The organism is Specibacter sp. BI4, from assembly GCF_056680095.1.
In genome coordinates, this window is sequence record NZ_CM155265.1 from 3,304,687 (window position 1) to 3,322,077 (window position 17,391).

Annotated in this window: 15 protein-coding genes; 6 read left to right on the forward strand and 9 right to left on the reverse strand. The window is 62.7% G+C overall.

Translation table 11 applies throughout. The features are described 5' to 3' along the window. Positions 1-70: 70 nt before the first annotated feature. The 6 genes from AC1L6K_RS15160 to dinB form a co-directional block, all read right to left on the reverse strand. Positions 71-1,891 carry a peptidoglycan D,D-transpeptidase FtsI family protein gene (locus AC1L6K_RS15160; protein WP_480949681.1) on the reverse strand — a complete coding sequence of 607 codons (1,821 nt, stop codon included), beginning with the start codon at positions 1,889-1,891 and terminating at the stop codon, positions 71-73. Positions 1,892-1,963: 72 nt separating this feature from the next. Then, positions 1,964-2,641: a cell division protein FtsL gene (gene ftsL / locus AC1L6K_RS15165; RefSeq protein ID WP_480949682.1), complete on the reverse strand. Its 678-nt coding sequence runs from the start codon at positions 2,639-2,641 to the stop codon at positions 1,964-1,966. Beyond that, positions 2,638-3,636 (reverse strand): 16S rRNA (cytosine(1402)-N(4))-methyltransferase RsmH, encoded by a 999-nt coding sequence (gene rsmH, locus AC1L6K_RS15170; protein ID WP_480949683.1) that lies wholly within the window; start codon positions 3,634-3,636, stop codon positions 2,638-2,640. The genes ftsL and rsmH overlap by 4 nt, the downstream gene beginning before the upstream one ends. 370 nt (positions 3,637-4,006) lie before the next feature. Continuing rightward, positions 4,007-4,438 carry a division/cell wall cluster transcriptional repressor MraZ gene (gene mraZ, locus AC1L6K_RS15175; RefSeq protein ID WP_480949684.1) on the reverse strand — a complete coding sequence of 144 codons (432 nt, stop codon included), beginning with the start codon at positions 4,436-4,438 and terminating at the stop codon, positions 4,007-4,009. A gap of 640 nt (positions 4,439-5,078) precedes the next feature. Then, entirely contained in the window at positions 5,079-5,600 is a 522-nt protein-coding gene (locus tag AC1L6K_RS15180) for a DUF3040 domain-containing protein (protein ID WP_480949685.1), read from the reverse strand. 164 nt (positions 5,601-5,764) lie between these two features. Beyond that, positions 5,765-6,925 carry a DNA polymerase IV gene (dinB, locus tag AC1L6K_RS15185; protein ID WP_480952784.1) on the reverse strand — a complete coding sequence of 387 codons (1,161 nt, stop codon included), beginning with the start codon at positions 6,923-6,925 and terminating at the stop codon, positions 5,765-5,767. Positions 6,926-7,119: 194 nt separating this feature from the next. On the opposite strand from dinB, the gene AC1L6K_RS15190 reads away from it, so the two are divergent. Together AC1L6K_RS15190 and AC1L6K_RS15195 are read left to right on the forward strand one after the other, a co-directional pair. Continuing rightward, a complete protein-coding gene (locus tag AC1L6K_RS15190) occupies positions 7,120-7,731 on the forward strand; it encodes a hypothetical protein (RefSeq protein WP_480949686.1) in 612 nt (203 codons plus the stop codon). Positions 7,732-7,775: 44 nt separating this feature from the next. Further along, on the forward strand, positions 7,776-8,894 hold the full coding sequence (locus AC1L6K_RS15195; RefSeq protein WP_480949687.1) for a polyprenyl synthetase family protein: 1,119 nt from the start codon (positions 7,776-7,778) through the stop codon (positions 8,892-8,894). Between the two features lie 283 nt (positions 8,895-9,177). Here the strand turns inward: AC1L6K_RS15195 and AC1L6K_RS15200 are convergent, their stop codons facing one another. Continuing rightward, the gene (locus tag AC1L6K_RS15200; protein ID WP_480949688.1) at positions 9,178-9,531 is read right to left on the reverse strand and encodes an Rv2175c family DNA-binding protein; all 354 of its coding nucleotides are present in this window, start codon (positions 9,529-9,531) and stop codon (positions 9,178-9,180) included. 161 nt (positions 9,532-9,692) lie between these two features. On the opposite strand from AC1L6K_RS15200, the gene AC1L6K_RS15205 reads away from it, so the two are divergent. Beyond that, a complete protein-coding gene (locus tag AC1L6K_RS15205; protein ID WP_480949689.1) occupies positions 9,693-11,066 on the forward strand; it encodes a lytic transglycosylase domain-containing protein in 1,374 nt (457 codons plus the stop codon). 106 nt (positions 11,067-11,172) lie between these two features. After that, positions 11,173-13,311 (forward strand): Stk1 family PASTA domain-containing Ser/Thr kinase, encoded by a 2,139-nt coding sequence (gene pknB, locus AC1L6K_RS15210; protein ID WP_480949690.1) that lies wholly within the window; start codon positions 11,173-11,175, stop codon positions 13,309-13,311. 211 nt (positions 13,312-13,522) lie between these two features. On the opposite strand, the gene AC1L6K_RS15215 is transcribed toward pknB, so the two are convergent. Together AC1L6K_RS15215 and AC1L6K_RS15220 are read right to left on the reverse strand one after the other, a co-directional pair. Further along, complete coding sequence (locus tag AC1L6K_RS15215) at positions 13,523-14,920, reverse strand: class II 3-deoxy-7-phosphoheptulonate synthase (protein WP_480949691.1); 1,398 nt, start codon at positions 14,918-14,920, stop codon at positions 13,523-13,525. Positions 14,921-15,004: 84 nt separating this feature from the next. Next, entirely contained in the window at positions 15,005-15,910 is a 906-nt protein-coding gene (locus AC1L6K_RS15220) for a lysophospholipid acyltransferase family protein (RefSeq protein ID WP_480949692.1), read from the reverse strand. Positions 15,911-16,100: 190 nt separating this feature from the next. On the opposite strand from AC1L6K_RS15220, the gene AC1L6K_RS15225 reads away from it, so the two are divergent. Continuing rightward, a complete protein-coding gene (locus tag AC1L6K_RS15225) occupies positions 16,101-16,844 on the forward strand; it encodes an alpha/beta hydrolase (protein WP_480949693.1) in 744 nt (247 codons plus the stop codon). After that, positions 16,834-17,391, forward strand: coding sequence for a hypothetical protein (locus AC1L6K_RS15230; RefSeq protein WP_480949694.1), 558 nt, complete (start codon positions 16,834-16,836; stop codon positions 17,389-17,391). The genes AC1L6K_RS15225 and AC1L6K_RS15230 overlap by 11 nt, the downstream gene beginning before the upstream one ends.

The following is a 17,391-nucleotide window of genomic DNA, read 5'->3' on the forward strand; positions in this document are numbered from 1 at the left end:
AATCCTTTACATTCACAACGGTTGGTGGCGTGGCCCTGGACCAAGACGGTCTGGCCCGCCAATGATCGGATCACTTGTAGAACTTGGGCGGCTCGACAGGCGGGGTGGTTGACGGCGGCACGTCGTAACTGCGCAACACCTGTCCCATCACCTGATTAAATGTAACCCCCTGGGTGACCCCGTAGATCTCTCCCTTGGGTCGTTGGACAGTAATACCCACCACATATTTGGGATCTTCCATGGGTGCCATGCCGATAAAGGACGAGGTGTAGCCGTCAAAACCCGCACCGCTGTCGGCAGGGGCCTCGGCTGTGCCGGTCTTGCCGCCGGTGCGGTAGCCGGGAATGCCAACCACCTTATAGTCGGTCATGGTCACCACGCCTTCGAGCATGTCCCGGGCCGACTGCGCCGTTTCGGGACTGACGACCTCCACGCCGGGCGCCTGGGGCACCGTTTCCACCGTGCCGTCGGCTGCGGTGAATGAATCAATCAGTGCGGGCGTGAGCCTGACACCGTTGTTGGCCACCGTCTGGAAAATCATGGTGGTCTGCAGGGGGGTTTGTGCCACGCCCTGGCCAAACAACACGGTGTATCGCTGCCGCCCGTCCCAATTCCGCCAGTCGGCCAAAATGCCGGGGCTTTCACCGGGGAGTGCAATGCCTGTCTTTTCGCCAACACCAAACTTGCGCATGTAGTCGTAGCGCTGTTCCAGGCTGAGCTTGGACCCGGCCATCACGGTGCCGGTGTTCATGGAGTCGGCAATGATGCCCGCCAGCGTGCGTTTTTCGGTTCCGTGGACGAAGGCATCCGAGAAGGTCTGGCCGTCAACGGTCAGGGTTGGCGGCACCAGGTATTCGCTCATGGGCGTGGCCAGTCCTTCCTGCACGAGGGCTGCGGCCGTCATGATCTTGCTGGTGGAACCCGGTTCAACCACCGAGCTGACGGTGCGTGAACCAATATTGCTCGGGTCCGATGCAGTCACGTTGTTGGGGTCGTAGGAATCGGTGTCGGCCAGCGCGATGACCTTGCCGGTCTTCACTTCAATCACCGAGATGCTGGCCCAATCGGCGCTGTACTGTTCCTTTTGCTGCTGGGCAGCCTGCTGGGCGTAGTACTGAATGTCCTGGTCGATTGTCAGCTTGACTGTTTGGCCGTCGATGGCTGGTTCGGTCCGTACGGGGGCTGTGGGGATGATGATGCCGTTTTTGCCGGCCTGGTAGGTCCTGGCGCCGTCGGTGCCTGTGAGCTTGTCATTCATCGTCTGCTCCACACCTGCCAGCGGTGTGCCGTCGGAGTCGACAAAGCCAACGATGGGCCCGCCCACGGCACCCATCGGGTAGACCCGTTTCGTGACGGCCTCGGAATAGATGCCGGGAATGCCCAGCTCGGCTACCTTTTTCTCCACCACCGGGCTGACATCCTGGACGATGTAGTTGAAGGCCTTGTCGCCGGTCGCATTCTTTTTGACGTCCTCGAACTTCAAGCCAAGCAATTCCGCGAGCTGTTGCAGGCCCTCGTCCTTGGTGTACTCAGCAATGGTTGAATCACCTGTTTCCGGGTCAACCGTCCTGTGTTTGTACGTCTTGTAGTCAGCCATGTTGACCTGGGAAACGGTGATGTTGTACCGGATGATGCTCTCGGCCAGGACGTTGCCCTTGGCGTCAACGATCTTTCCCCGGGCAGCGGGGAGCTTTTGCACCACTGTGCGCTGGGTCTCCGCTGCCTGTGCCATGTTGCCTGTATCCAGGCCCTGGACCAGGACAAGCCGGAAGGCGATGACAAGCAGCACCACCATCATGATGACGAAACCGACACGCATCCGACCGCGGCCAACCTTGTTCAGTTGTTGTGCAGTTGCACCTCGTGCTGACTGGGGAGAGTTGTGTGCCACTGCTGCATTCCTTGCGTTGTTGGCTTTGGGACTATTGCTGCTGCCCGCCCCGGCTAAGACAGTGGTTAAATCCTAACTGTCCTTTTGTGCTGGGGCGGGGATGGTGCCGCCGTGGAGTTCAGGTGTCACCGCAGCCGGAGGCGCAGCCACAGGGGCCTTGGCAGCCTTCTTCGCGGCGGCTTCGTCCTTCATCGTATTTGCGGCAGGGCTGGGCGGCGCATCCGCGGCTTCAGTGGCGGGCGCAACGGGCACCGGTTTGTCAATGAGAGCCGGGGGGATGCTCACCAAACCCTTGGCATCAGCAGATGCCGGTTGCGGGGAACCGCTGACCTTCTGGGTGCGAACATCAATCTGCCCTGTTGAGCCGGCCGGGACCATGCCCAGCCCGGCAGCGCGGGCCACCAATTCCTGCGGCGCCTGCTTGGCGGCAATTTCCTGCTGCATTGTCTGGTTTGTCTTGAACAGGTCGGATTGCTGATTCTTCAGACCAACCAATTCGTACTGGCCCTTGGAAACGGAGATGCTCATGACAAGGACAACGCTCAGTGCGGCAACAACCACCATGAAGAGGATGACCACCAGCGACGAACGGCTCCGCTTCGGGGTGGAAACCACAAGTGATAGCGGAGTGCGCGCTTTCCGCGGTTTGGGTGCAGCGGCTCCCAAGTCCGGGTCAGCCAGCGGCACATTCAGTGCGCGGGCGTTGTTGCCTACGGTCACCGGCATGGTGCGTGTTGCGAGCGGGCTCATTTGGCACTCCTGATCTTGATCTTTTCCACTGCCCGCAGCCGCGCCGACGCGGCCCTGGGATTCTCTGCAATTTCTTCATCCGTGGGGATTTCAGTGCCCTTGGTGAGGCGTTTGAGAGTTGGCTTGTGCTGTTCCAGCTCCACCGGGAATCCTGCCGGAGCCGAGGACGTGGAACCCGCCGCAAACACTGCCTTGACGATCTTGTCTTCCAGCGAGTGGTACGACATGACAACTGCCCGCCCGTGCAGGGCCAGCGCGTCGACGGCTGCCGGAATGGCCCGTTCGAGCACGCTCAATTCCTCATTCACTTCAATGCGCAGCGCCTGGAACGTGCGTTTGGCCGGGTGCCCGCCTGTTCGCGCGGCCCCCGACGGGACAACGTTGCGGATGATGTCCACGAGTTCGCCTGTGCGAACCAGCGGTGCCTTGTCGCGGGCGGCGACAATATGGTTGGCAATGCGGCCGGCAAATTTCTCTTCGCCCCACTTGCGGATGATCCGGACCAGGTCTTCTTCCGAATAGCTGTTAAGCACGTCGGCTGCGGTCTGGCCGCGGCTGGTGTCCATGCGCATGTCAAGGGGTGCGTCAAAGGAATAGGCGAATCCGCGGTCCCGCTCATCGAGCTGCAGGGAGGAAACCCCCAGGTCCATGAGGATTCCATCGATGCTGGGAATGCCGAGGTCTTCGAGGACATCCGCGATTTCGTCATAGACAGCGTGAACCAGGTCTGTGCGGTCCTGAAACGGTGCCAGCCGCTCCCCTGCCAGGCCCAGTGCCTCGGTGTCCCTGTCAATGCCGATCAGGTGCAGGTCCGGGTAGCGCTGAAGCATCGCTTCACTGTGGCCGCCCATGCCCAAGGTGGCGTCTATGACAACGGGGGTGCGGCCTGCCGAGCGGGCGACCTCAAAGGCGGGGGCCAGCAGGTTGATGCAGCGATCTTTCAGAACAGGAGTGTGGCGTTCGGACGTAGGTGGCGTGGGGGTTTCCGACGTCATCACGACTCCGTTTCTCTTCGGTCAAAACCGGGAGGGGCGTTTCTTCCCCCTGTGGCAATGCAAATCTGGCAATAAAATATGGTGTGGCAATGGTGCAGTACTGCTGGTCCAATCCACGACGCCGTTGGTGGAAAACGGCGGGTGGTGTGCTCTTGAACCAGATCCCCCTCCGCGCCAAGCGCTGCCATGCCTGACTCCGGGGAAGGTGAGTCAGGATTGGCCGTGCTGGGCGGCTGGAGATCTCATTCAAGATCAACGGTTGTGCCGACGGAAACCATGCGCCAAGGCGTCGTTTTCCGCTTATTTCCAACTACAGGTGCTGCCGGCTGTTGCGCAAGTCAAGGGTCGGGGGTGTGTGGATCGGCATTCTTCAGCTAATTCCGGGGATGGCAATTTCGTCAGTGGCCGAGAAGGCTGTCTCCTTGGCTGCCAGGTATTCGTGCCAAGCTGTTGCATCCCAAATCTCCGCCCGGCTGCCAGCGCCAATGACGACCAGCTCCTTCTCGAGACCGGCATAGGAACGCAAGGTGGCCGGAATCGTCACACGCCCCTGCTTGTCCGGGACCTCGTCGGAGGCTCCGGAAAGAAAGATTCGAATGTAGTCCCGTGCCGCCATGTTGGACAGTGGAGCATCCTGCATTTGGGCCAAGACTTTTTCGAACTCGCGTGCGCTGAAGACGTAGATGCAGTTTTCCTGCCCCTTGGTCAGGACAAGTCCACTGGCAAGTTCCTCCCGGAACTTTGCGGGAAGGATGATCCGGCCTTTCTCGTCAAGGCGCGGTGAGTGTGTTCCGAGAAACAATCCCCACCACCTTCATTTGCCGAGTTTTGAGACCAACCGAACCCCATTCCCCTCTTACCTGCTCCACATTACTCCACAATCCTCCACCGTCAACTTCACTTTAAGGTGTGTTCGCTGCGTGCCGGAATTGAGTTCCTTGTGATTCCGCGGAATTTGGGCGGTGGTGGATGGTGGAGGGAAAAACATGACAGGCACAGACAGCCGCGCTCCCGGGCGCGTCACAGGCCCGCCTGGAGCCCGTTTCCCCTGCGCCGGGCGGCATCGTGGGGCAAAGTGGAGGACATCTTCCGGCGGCACACCAGCTCCGTGGCGCACAGTGGAGGAAACAGGGGCCGGCCGTCCTGGCAGGCCACCACCGGCGGTGGCAGTAGTCGCGCGGCACCACTCGGCGCGGCGGTGGGACGTGCGGGGCATTCCGCCTGTCGCAGTTCCATCGCCGGCGGCGGCGGCTCCGCTCCGGGGCACGTTGATTTTTAGGCGGCAGCGTTCACAGCACGACTATTCACTGCCCGATTAAACGCAAAAAACCCCGGTCTCGGGGTTTTTTGGTTCACATCCGGCAAACTGCCGTTCATCAGCTCAATTGCAGGGCAGGCCGTCAGCGGCAGCGCATGCGCCGCTTATCGCCGGCGGGCGTGGGCTACTGCTCGCGACGGCGTTCTTCCCACTTTTCTTCCAAGCCGTTCATGAATCCGCTTTTTTGCTTGTCACCGGTCTTGGCGCCTGGATGGTGGTCGGCTTGTGTCGACGCACCGTACTTGGGCTTCGACACCGCGACATACACTCCGGCTCCCATGGCCACGAAACCAGCGATACCCACCAGGATCAGGTGCGTTGCCACACCACCCAACAGGATCAGCAGGCCCGTAATCATGATCAGCACGCCAATGACAATGTTTCGTGTTGACAACGACCGCGTGGGTGCAGATGAGAGGGCGTGGGCGAATTTGGGATCTTCCGCATGCAGCTGCTGTTCCAATTGGTCCAACAGTCTCTGCTCGTGCTCAGAGAGGGGCATGACGACCTCCTTCAGGTCAGGGCCATGGGCGTCTTTACTCGTTAACGAATTTACTGCCTTTTTGATTCCCGCCGGACCAATTCCACTCCGCACATTCGCGTTGTGGACTCGATACCCTTGAGCACCAACAACTTGTGAAGTCATCAATGAGTTAACTCCTACTACTAACAATAGGCTTGATTGTGACGAACTGAAACCCACCTGCCGCACGGCCTGTGCGCACCCCTCGGGAACACCGAAAAGCGCCCCTGGAACCGGCAGCTTTCAGTGCTTGGGCGCCGCCCGCAGCCCTTGGCCCAACGCTGGCACTAGTGCCTGTCACGGGGCTTGCCCAGCAGGCGTGCAGGAACAATTTTGGCACCGCCGAACCGTGCAGAAATTGCATCCCCAACAACTTCGGCGTTGCGGGAGTTGTCATCGCGCGGGTCCAGGGTGAACTGCATCGGCGAACCGGCAACCGAGTCGAGCCGCTCAATGCGCACGCCAATCAAGCGCACGCTTTGCGGTCTGGTGCCCAGGGCCCGGAGCAGGGCCACGGCCCCCGCGTAGATTTGTGCCGAACTGTCGGTGCCGGCGCTCAGGGCCTTGGAGCGGGTGATGGTGGAAAAGTCCGAGTATTTGATCTTGATGGCCAAGGTGTGCCCGCTCATCCCCGCCTCGCGCAGGCGGGCGGCCACCTTGTGCGAAAGTCTCAGGAGTTCACGGGTGAGCACTTCGTCGTCGGACGTGTCAACGGCAAAGGTCTCCTCGGCACCAATGCTTTTTTCCACGTGTTCTGGCGTCACGGGCCTCGGGTCAATTCCCCAGGACAGGGCATGCAGGGCCGTTCCGGTGCTGCCGAGCGCCTTTTGCAGGGCTGCCGGCGGTGTGGCCGCCACATCCGCGACAGTGAAGATCCCCAACCGGGCCAGAACCTCGCGCGTTTTGGCCCCCACTCCCCACAACGCTTCCACCGGGAGCGTGTGGAGATATTGCACGGTCTGCTCCTTCTCAATCAAGAGCATGCCGTTGGGCTTGCAGCGGGTTGAGGCGACCTTGGCAACAAACTTGCTGGCGGCGATGCCCACTGACGCGGTGATTCCCACCTCGGCGGAAATGCGTCTGCGGATCAAGGCCCCAATTTCAAGGGGCGTGCCCAAACGGCGCAGGGAACCGCTGACGTCAAGAAACGCCTCATCGACGCTGAGTTGTTCAACCGTGTCGGTGATGGAATGAAATACCTCCATGACCTCGGCCGACACCTGCTGGTACTGCTGGTGGTGCGGTGGAATAACGACGGCGGTCGGGCACATCCGCATTGCCGTCACCATGGGCATGGCGGAACGCACACCCAAAGCCCGGGCTTCGTAAGATGCGGACAGCACCACTGAGCGCCCCTCGGGATGGCCGACGATGACCATTTTCCCCAGCAGCTCGGGGCGGTGCCGCAATTCAACGGCCACGAAGAACGCGTCCATGTCCACATGCATGACTGTGCAGCCTTGTTGCTCGGGTGCCCGCCGTGGTTGCTGTTCTTCATTCACCACTCAAGTCTAGTGAGCCTTGGACAGTCCGTCGCCGGCTCAAAGTGAGGTGCGCACCACGTGCAGGGAGAACCACCGGCCAACGTGGGTAAACTGGACTCGATGCCACCGCACCGGCGCCGGCAGCTAAGGAAATAGTCATGACAAACCCCATCACCCGCCCGGGCCGCACGCAGCCGTTGGCCCGCAGGCGCCTGTTGGCAGCCGCTGCAGGCACCGCCGTCGTGCTTCTGGCTGCCTGTTCCAGCCCGGCATCCCCCGCCTCTTCCACCTCGGCACCTGTCACGGCAACATCGGCCCCGACAAAATCAGCCACGGCAACATCGGCCCCGACAACGGGCAGCGCAACCTCCGCTCCAGCCTCGGCCAGTGCGGCTACACCAACAAGCACGGCTGCCGCGTCTGCCAGCTCGGCGGTGAAGAAACTTGTTGCAGGCTTCCCCGCAACTGTCCTGCCGCTCATGAAGGGCGCTGAAATTCAGGCTTCCAGCCTGGAACACACAACCCCAACGTCGGTGGCTTCCCTGACGGCCAGCGTGCAGGCAAGCTCCGCAGACGTTTTGGCCAACTACACCAAGGTTTTCACCGACCAGGGCTTCAAGGCACAACCGGGAGATGCAGTAGACGGGGTGCCGCTGAAGACCTTTGTACGGGCCGAGGGCCAGGAGATCGTGACGGTCTCAGTGGTTCAGACAGGCGCCACCGCCACCTTCACCCTGGGCGCCACACTGTTGCCTGCCTCGTTCAAGTAACTGCTCCCCGCACCTTTGACACCACAGCAAGGACCCCAGAAAGCATGAACGCTACGCCCGTCAAGACCGGCGCAACCACTGCTGCCGAAAACGACGCATTCATTGCAGCAGTCGCGGAAGAATTGAATGACTTCCTGGCTGAAAAGCATCAGCTGCTGGCGCAGATTTCCCCTGCAACCCTGGTTTTGGTTGATGCAATCAAGACCCTGGTCACCGGTGGAAAGCGGATGCGGGCGCTGCTGTGCTACTGGGGTTGGCGTGGAGCGGGCGGCGCACTGGATGCCAAATCCGTCATTCAGGCGGGGGCCGCCCTGGAACTGTTTCAAGCTGCGGCGTTGATTCACGACGACATCATCGACCGTTCGGACACCCGCCGCGGCGGACCAAGCGTGCACCGGCAGTTCAGCACCCTGCACACCGGCAGCGGGTGGGCCCTGGACGACGAACGGTTCGGGCATGCAGCTGCCATCCTCACAGGAGACTTGTGTTTGTCGCTGAGTGAGGAAATGTTTTCGCGGATTGCCTCCGACCCCATCGGTTCGGCAGCCGCAGGCCGTGCCCGGGCAGTCTTTAACGTCATGCGCACAGAGGTCATGGCAGGGCAATACCTGGATATCCTGGAGGAAGTCGCCGGGCCGTCCAAACCGCATGAGACGGCTGTGGCCCGGGCTTCGGCGATCATTCGCTATAAGAGCGCAAAATATTCTTCCGAACACCCCCTGGTGCTTGGCGGCGCCCTGGCCGGTGCCGGCGAAAGCCTGATCGCCGGCTACAGCGCGTTTGCCCTGCCACTGGGTGAAGCCTTTCAACTCCGCGATGACGTATTGGGTGTGTTCGGCGATCCAGCCCAGACAGGAAAGCCTGCCGGGGATGACTTGCGGGAGGGCAAACGCACTGTCCTCGTGGGGTTGACCATCGAGGCTGCGGCGGCGGACGACCGCGAATTTGTTGACAAGAACCTGGGCCGCCAGGACTTGAGTGGGGACCAGGTCGCCCGGCTGTGTTCCATCATGGTTCAGTCAGGTGCGCTGGCACGCACCGAGGCAATGATTTCCGAACTGAGCGAAACCGCTTTCGCCGCGCTGGCCCTGCTGCCCATTGACCCGACAGTTGCCGGGGCGCTGTCGGCCCTGGGGCGCGGCGCCGTGTCCAGGACTTCCTAAGGTCCGCATTGCCGGGCCAACCGGATCGTTTTAAAACCAGCGGGGGCCGTTGTGGTCTTTCGCTCCCGGCCAGCCGGGAGCGAAAGGCCACAACGGCCCCCGCAATTTTGATTTCTGTCCAGATCCCCGGCAGAAGGTAATTGTGGCCCCGCCGCAGCCATGCGGCGGGGCGGTCGTGCAATTAGTCCCGTGAGGCTGCGATCAGGAAATTACCGGAGCCCTGCGACTGGGTGGCACCAACCATTAGGCCTGGCTGGCCAACGGCGGGACCCCGGATTGGGAATTACCAGCCAAGCGCTGCTGCGCGGCGGCGAATCTCGGTTTTGCGACCCTCGCGGAGAGCGTCAATGGGCCGTCCCGGGAGGGACTCATCCGCCGTGTAAAGCCACTCGATGGCCTGGGCATCCTCGAAGCCTGCATCATGGAGCACCGTGATGGTTCCCCGGAGGCTTTCCAGAATGTGGTCACCTGAGATGAACTCGGCCGGCACTGCCCTGATGGAGCGCTCACCCACCCGGGCGGCAAGCAAGGAACCATCCTTGACGAGCGCGTGGACTTTGGTGACCGAGATATCAAGCATCTGGGCGACGTCGGGCAGGGGCAACCATTCGCTAACTACTGTTTCAACATTACTCACACACAAATGTTCCCACATATTGGTGCCGACAGTATAAATATTGGTCGAAATACACCTCAAACACCCATTTCGGCATACATTAGTGTAAATTCGCCTGTAGTCACATTAGTAACATCAACACCAATGGCATCATACGTAACGGAAATTTGAGGTACGAACCGATGACTCCCCCACGCCCTTCGTCCACCAGCGCCAAGCAGCTGGCCGCGGTTGCCACAGCCGCCATCCCCGTGGTCATGCTTTCTTCCCTGGCCCTGGCCAGTCCTGCAACAGCCGCCCCCGCCCCGGCGGAATTGAAACCCCAAGGCAGCCACGGCAGCCTCGACACACAAAAAGTGCTTGCCGCCGTTCAGGCACGGACTGCGGGCAGCCGCATTCCGGCAGCCGTAATGGCCAGCTCGGTGCCCCGGGTCGTCAAGACACAGTCTTCAGCCCCGGTGACGCACACAGTGGCTGCAGGCGACACGGTCTCCAACATCGCCGACAAATTCGGCGTCACCGTCCAATCGGTGCTGTCACGCAACAAGCTTTCAGCATCCGCCCTCATCCACCCCGGCAAGGTCCTGACCATTTCAGGCCCGGCAGCCGAGGCGGCCCCCAGCACAAACGCGGCACCCGAGGCGGAAAGCCACACGGTACGGGCGGGCGAAACGTTGAGCGGCATTTCAGCCCAGTACGAGGTGAGCCTGGAAAAACTTTTTACGCTTAACAGCCTCAACGGCAGTTCAATCATCCACCCCGGTCAAAAAATCAAGGTGGGCGGCACGGCCGCAGAAGTTGCTCCGGCAGTCTCCACAGAAAAAGCGGCAGCACCCGCCAGCGGCAACAAGTACGTGATCAAGGCCGGCGACACGCTGTCCGCCATCGCTGCCAGCCACAATGTGGGTCTCTCGGCCCTGGCCGCCGCCAACGGGGCCGACGTAAAGTCGGCCATCTACCCGGGCAAGACGCTCACGATCCCCGGTGTGAGTGCGGCTTCAAGCGAGATCACACCCATCGAGCCGGAAACACCGGCATCGCCTGCAGCCGTTGAATTGACGCCTGAGCAGAAGGTGCCCAACACCTTCCTGCACTACACCTACCCCGACGCGGTGGTGACCGATGCCAACGCGAACAAGTCCGCCCTGCTGGCAGCCCCGGCGCCGTCCCAGGATGAGATGAAGGAAGTGGTGGCCCGCACGGCCGCAAGCATGGGCGTCGATCCCGCGCTGGCCATGGCCTTCGCCCAGCAGGAATCCGGGTTCAACCACCAGTCCGTGTCCCCCGCCAACGCCATCGGCACCATGCAGGTCATCCCCGACGCAGGTGAATGGGCCTCAGGGTTGGTGGGCCGGAAGCTGAATCTGCTGGATCCCCAGGACAACGTCACCGCTGGTGTCGCCATCATCCGGGCACTGGGCAAGGATGCGTCCAATGAGGACAAGGCCATCGCCGGCTACTACCAGGGCCAGCACTCGGTGAGCGTGCACGGCATGTTCGCCGACACCGAGATTTACGTTGCAGGAATCAAGGCCAATCGCGAGCTGTTCCGGTAAACAGCCCGACTAGGCATCGAGGCGGAAAGTACGCTCTCAACGAAAAGGGGACCCCCGCACGGTGTTGCGGGCGGTCCCCTTTCGTTTCAACTCCTAAGCTGGAAGAGTGCAAGATGTCTCCCCAGACCCGCTAATCGGGTCCACGATCGACGGGCGCTACCTGGTTCTTTCCAAGGTGGCGCACGGCGGCATGTCAACTGTCTATTTGGCCACTGACCTGCGGCTGGGCAGGAACATCGCCCTGAAGATCCTGCACCCGCACCTTGCCACCGATGACGCCTTCATCGCACGGCTGGGCCGCGAAGCCCAGAGCGCCGCCAGCCTGTCGCATCCCCACGTGGTGCAGATCCACGACCATGGGGTCGGCCCGCAGCACGCCTATCTGGTCTTTGAGTTCATCGACGGCTACACCCTGCGCGATGTCATCAACGAAAACGGTCCGCTGAGCCCCCGACAGGCCATGGATTTGTTCGATCCCATCGTTGAAGGACTGGCCGCCGCCCACAACGCCGGACTTGTGCACCGTGACGTGAAGCCCGAGAATGTGTTGATATCCCGACAGGGCTGGGTCAAGATCGGCGATTTCGGACTCTCCAGGGCCGTCACCACCTCCACCAACACGGGCACCCTGCTGGGCACTGTCGGCTACATCGCCCCGGAGCTTGCCCGGGGGCAGGGCGGGGATGCGCGCAGCGACATCTACTCCGCCGGGATCATGTTTTACGAACTGCTCACGGGCGTCCAGCCGTTCCGCGCCACCATGCCGGTCGCCGTCGTCATGTCCCACATCCAGGATGAGGTCCCCGCCCCGTCACTGGCCCTGCCCGGGCTGCCGCCCGTCATGGACGAGCTCGTCCGCTACATGACCGAGAAGGACCCCGACCACCGGCCGGCCAATGGCGCTGCGCTGCTGGAGGACCTGCGCCACATCCGCCAAACCCTGACGGCGGCCGAGCTGGACTTTGGTGCCGGCCCCGGTGCCAGGTTGCCCGCCACCGCCGCGGGTGCACGGGACCGCACCGAGGTCATCGCGGCCGCCGGGGCACCGTCCCCCGACGCCACCAGCGTGGTTGCCTCCCCCTATTTCCCCACCTCGGTGCTGCCCCAGCCGGCCCGGCTGTACGCCGACGAACCCCGTGCCTCCAACGGTCACGGCGGTTTGGAGGCTGACGGCGTGGTGTCTGACAAGCACGACGCCGGGCAGTCCATGACAGCGCCCATCGGCACCTCCGCCCGGTCCGGGCCAGGCGACGACAGCACTGCCCCGCCGCTGTCCAAGCGCCAGGCCGCCGCGGCTGCCAAAACCCGTGCCAAGGCTGCTGCGACCCCACAAAAGACCCTCGGCTCAAAAAAGCCGCGCCGCCGCGCACTGCTGTGGATCCTGCTCGTTGTCGTGCTCGGTGTCATTGCCGCCACGGCCGGCTGGTTCCTGGCACTGGGCCCCGGAGCCCTGGCAACTGTGCCGGATGTGCACAACAAGACGGTGCCCCAGGCACAGGAACTGCTGCGCACTGCCGGGTTTGAGCTAACCCCGACCACCGACGTGTTTGATGAAAAGGTCGCCGCCGGCTTTATTGTGGCCACCGACCCCGCTGCCGGCGCCTCGGTGCGCAAGTTCAACGGTGTCACCATTCAGGTATCCCGCGGCCCGGTCCTTTATCCGGTTCCCAAACTTGTCGGAACGCAGCTGGACGCAGCCACGAAGGCCCTCACCGACGCCCACCTTGCCGTCGGCAGCGTCACTGAGGCGTTCGATGAAAAGGTGCCTGCCGGCGTCGTGCTCAGTCAGGATCCAGCGGCTGGCAAGGACTTCCGCGCCAACACCAAAGTAAACCTGGTGGCCTCCAAGGGCCCCAAGCCCGTTCCTGTTCCCGCAGTGGCGGGACAGCCGGAAGCCGACGCCGTGGCCGCCCTCGAGGCTGTGGGCCTGGTGGCCGCGATTGCCCCCGAACAGGTCAACAGCGCCTCCGTCCCGGCAGGATCGGTGGTGGCCCAGTCCCCCGAGTCGGGCGAGTTGACGGCTGGCGACACGGTCACGCTGACCGTGTCCAAGGGGCCAAAAATGATCGCAGTGCCCAGCACGGTTGGCAAACAGGTTGATGCCGCCACCAAGACGCTGCAGGACCTCGGCTTCAACGTCGAGGTGGAAAAGTTGCTCGGCGGCTTCTTCGGCACAGTGCGCTTCCAGACGCCCGACGGCGGCGAGGCCCCCGAGGGCTCAACGATCGTCCTCCAGGTCATCTAGCCCCATCATTCGCCGCAGGGCGCCCCCGCACGCCGTGCTGCCGGAAATGGGTCATGCCGGGCATGAAAAAGTCCTGATCAGGTGGTGGCCGCCCGCGGCGGGTCCCCCTGCTGCCGGGGACGGGCCGGGGCCCTGATCAGGACCTTTTCTTGCGTTGATGCTGGGATGTGCGGAACTACTGGGATGTGCGGAACTACTGGGATGTGCGGAACTACTTGGACTTGCGCAGCGCCTCGGAGACCAGGAAGGCCATTTCCAGTGACTGCTTGTGGTTCAGGCGTGGGTCGCATACGGACTCGTAGCCGGTCAGGAATGCTTCCTGGTCGACGGGGTCGGCACCTCCAAGGCACTCGGCCACGTCGTCGCCTGTCATCTCCACGTGCAGGCCGCCGGGGAACGTGCCCTGGGCTTCGTGGACCTCAAAGAAGCCGCGGACTTCGTCGATGACGTCGTCAAAGTTGCGGGTCTTGTAGCCGTTGGGTGAGGTGACGGTGTTGCCGTGCATGGGGTCGGTGACCCATAGGACCTGGGCACCTGATGCCGTGACCTTTTCAACCAGGTTGGGCAGCTTCTCGCGGATGTTGTTCGCGCCCATGCGGGTGATGAATGTCAGGCGGCCGGGTTCGCGGTTCGGGTCCAGCTTCTCGATCAGGCGCAACGCATCGTCAGGGGACGTGGTCGGGCCAAGCTTGACACCGATCGGGTTGCGGACGCGGGAGAGGAAGTCGACGTGGGCCTGGTCCAGGTCGCGGGTGCGTTCACCGATCCACAGGAAGTGCGCGGACGTGTCGTACGGCAGGCCGGTGCGTGAGTCGATGCGGGTCAATGCGCGCTCGTAGTCGAGCAGCAGTGCCTCGTGGCTGGCAAAGAACTCCACTGTCTTCAGCGCATCAAAGTCGGCACCGCAGGAGGCCATGAACTTGATGGCACTGTCGATGTCCTTGGCCAGCCGCTCGTAGCGGCTGTGCGCCGGGTTCGAGGTGAAGCCGCGGTTCCATTCATGCACGCTGCGCAAGTCGGCGAAGCCGCCCTGCGTAAAGGCACGGATCAGATTCAACGTGGATGCCGAGGTGTGGTAGGCCTTGAGCATCCGGGCAGGGTCGTGTTCGCGCGACTCCGGGGTGAAGTCAAAGCCGTTGACGATGTCTCCACGGTATGCCGGGAGGGTCACGCCGTCGCGCGTTTCATCATTGGAGGAGCGCGGCTTGGCGAACTGACCGGCCATGCGCCCCATCTTGATGACGGGCAGCTGGGCACCGTAGGTCAGCACCACGGCCATCTGCAAAATGGTCTTGACCCGGGCACTGATCTTGTCTGCCGTGGCAGCCTCAAAGGTTTCGGCACAGTCCCCGCCCTGCAGCAGGAACGCCTCGCCCTGGGCGGCCTGGGCCAGGCGTGAACGCAGCACATCGACCTCGCCGGCAAACACCAGCGGAGGTACGGAAGACAGCTCACTGACAGTCGAGGCAAAGGCCGGGTGCCCGGTCCAGGTGGGCTGTTGTGCAATGGCCAGTTCGCGCCAATCGTCAAGACCCGGGTAGACGGCGGCACCGGGGACGGGAAGTGCGTCAGCGGGTGCTTGCGAGGCATTAAAAGTAAGATCAGTCACCGCTTAAGCCTAGCCCCCAAAACCGCACCCCACCAACCGGTCCGATCCATGAGATGACAGTACGCTCCGGAAGGGGTGCCGGGCCTAGCTTTTGGTGGTGTTGGAGTCCGGATCCGCGGCTGCCTGTATCGGTTCAGCCGGCGTCGGAGCCGCCTGTGCCGGCCCATCCTTTTTTGCGCCGATGACAGTCACAGCCCCGGGCAGCACAGTGGGTCCGGGGTCAAGCCTGACGGCGTCACCGGCATTCCTGGCTGTCCCTGCATTCTTGGCCGCCTCGGCGTCTTTGGCGGGGGCGGTCTTGGCCGCCTTCTCGGCAGCCATTTTGTCCTTCACGGTTGTAGCATAGGCATCGACGTATTCCTGCCCCGAGAGCCGCATGAGTTCATACATGATCTCGTCGGTGACCGAGCGCTGCACAAACCTGTCATCGGCCATGCCCTGGTAGCGGCTGAAGTCCATGGGCTCGCCGAAGATTACTCCGAGCCGGCGGATCGTGGGGATGCGGCGTCCGATGGGCTGCACCTTGTCCGTGCCGATCATGGCAACGGGGATCACGGGGACGTTGGCCGTCAGGACGAGCTTGGCCACGCCCACTTTGCCGCGGTACAGCCGGCCGTCGGGGCTGCGGGTGCCCTCCGGATAAATGCCCAGCAGGCCGCCATCGTTCAGGACCTCCACACCCGTTTGCAGGGAGCCGGCCGAGGCCGCCCCGCCGGAGCGGTCCATGGGCAGCTGGTTTGTCAGCTTGAAGAAGGCAGCTGTCAGGCGCCCCTTGATGCCGCGGCCGGTGAAGTAGTCACTTTTTGCCAGAAAAACGACCGGGCGCGGAACCATGAGCGGCATGAAGATGGAGTCCGAAAAGGACAGGTGGTTGCTGGCCAAGACGGCCGGGCCCTCCACTGGCAGGTTGTCCAGGCCCTTGGTCCAGGGCCGGAAAAGCACCTTCAGCACTGGCCCCAGAACGAAATTCTTTAGTACCCAATAGATCACGGTGGTGTTCCTCCCCTGGCGCTGCCGGTTGCAAGCGAACCGAGTTCATTGCGGTACCCCCGCTCTGGCTGTATCAACAGTAGTCTAGTGAAAGCGGCACAAAATCGCGGCAGCACTCCCGCAAGCCCGCACGCCACCACCCCGGCCGTCGCTGCCGGACGCGGCTGCCCGACAGAGAGGGGCCACCACAATGGCACAATCGTTCCGTTCGCCAGGGCATGGCGGGCTGTCAAGGACTGGCGTGGCGGTGTGCCACGGATTCACCGGCTCCCCCGTCAGCATGCAGGGCTGGAGCGAGTACCTCGCCGACGCCGGGTTTGCCGTCAACATGCCGCTGCTGGCGGGCCACGGCACCACGTGGCAGGACCTTGGCAGGACCCCGTGGGAGCACTGGTACCGCGATTTTGAAGCGGCCTACCTGGAGCTGGCCGGGCGTTGCGACACAGTCCATGTTGCAGGCATGTCCATGGGCGGGGCGCTGGCGCTGCGTGTGGCTGCACTGCACCCGGTGGCCGGGGTGGCACTGGTAAACCCCGGTCTGACATTTAGTGACAAACGGGCCAAATATTCCGGACTGCTGAAATTTGCATTGAAAAGTGTTCCTGCCATCGGCGATGACATGAAACTCCAAGGCGTCACTGAGGGGGCCTACACCCGCACCCCCGTTGCGGCGGTCCACCAGCTCTCGCAACTGTTCACCGACACCATCAGCCTGCTCCCCCGTGTCACGGCCCCAACACTGGTGTTCCGGTCCACCGTGGACCATGTTGTTCCCGATTCCAGCCTGGAAGTGCTGCGGGAGAAGATCGGCAGCACCGACGTACAGGTGGTTTCCCTGGAAAACAGTTACCATGTAGCCACCATGGACAATGACGCGCCCTTGATCTTTTCCCAGTCTGCTGACTTCTTTCGGAGGAACCTTCATGCAATCTGACCCCGGAGCGGACACGCCGCACACCGGCGGCAACGACGAGGAAGTGTGGCGCGACCTCGTGTCAAGGCTCGAAGAAACCGACGACGCCTTCATGGACACGCCCGAATCCGCGGACACGCCCGACTACCCAGACGCCGCCACGGAGGCCAAGGGTGTTGTCGACTTTGACCCGCTGGGTGTGTGGCAGCGCCAAACGGAGCCGGCGCCCCGGGAACCCGCAGCGGGCGAGGTCCCAGCCCCGGGTGGAGCCGCTTCGTTCGGACCCCGCGACTACGCCGCTGACGACGACGGCGGCGGCGGCGGCGGCGGCGAATTTGTGCCGGAGGAGCTGCCCAGCCTGCGCAATACCGAGCCGGCCATCATGCTGTCGTGGATTGGGGCCGCCGGGGGCCCGCTGTTCCTGGTCTTCGCGGCCATTTTCTGGCGCCAGATTCCCATGATGATCGTCCTGGCCGTCATCGTGGCATTCCTGGCAGGCACCGGCTACCTGCTGTTCCGACTGCCCAACCACCGCGACCACGACAGTGGCGACGGCGCCGTCGTCTAG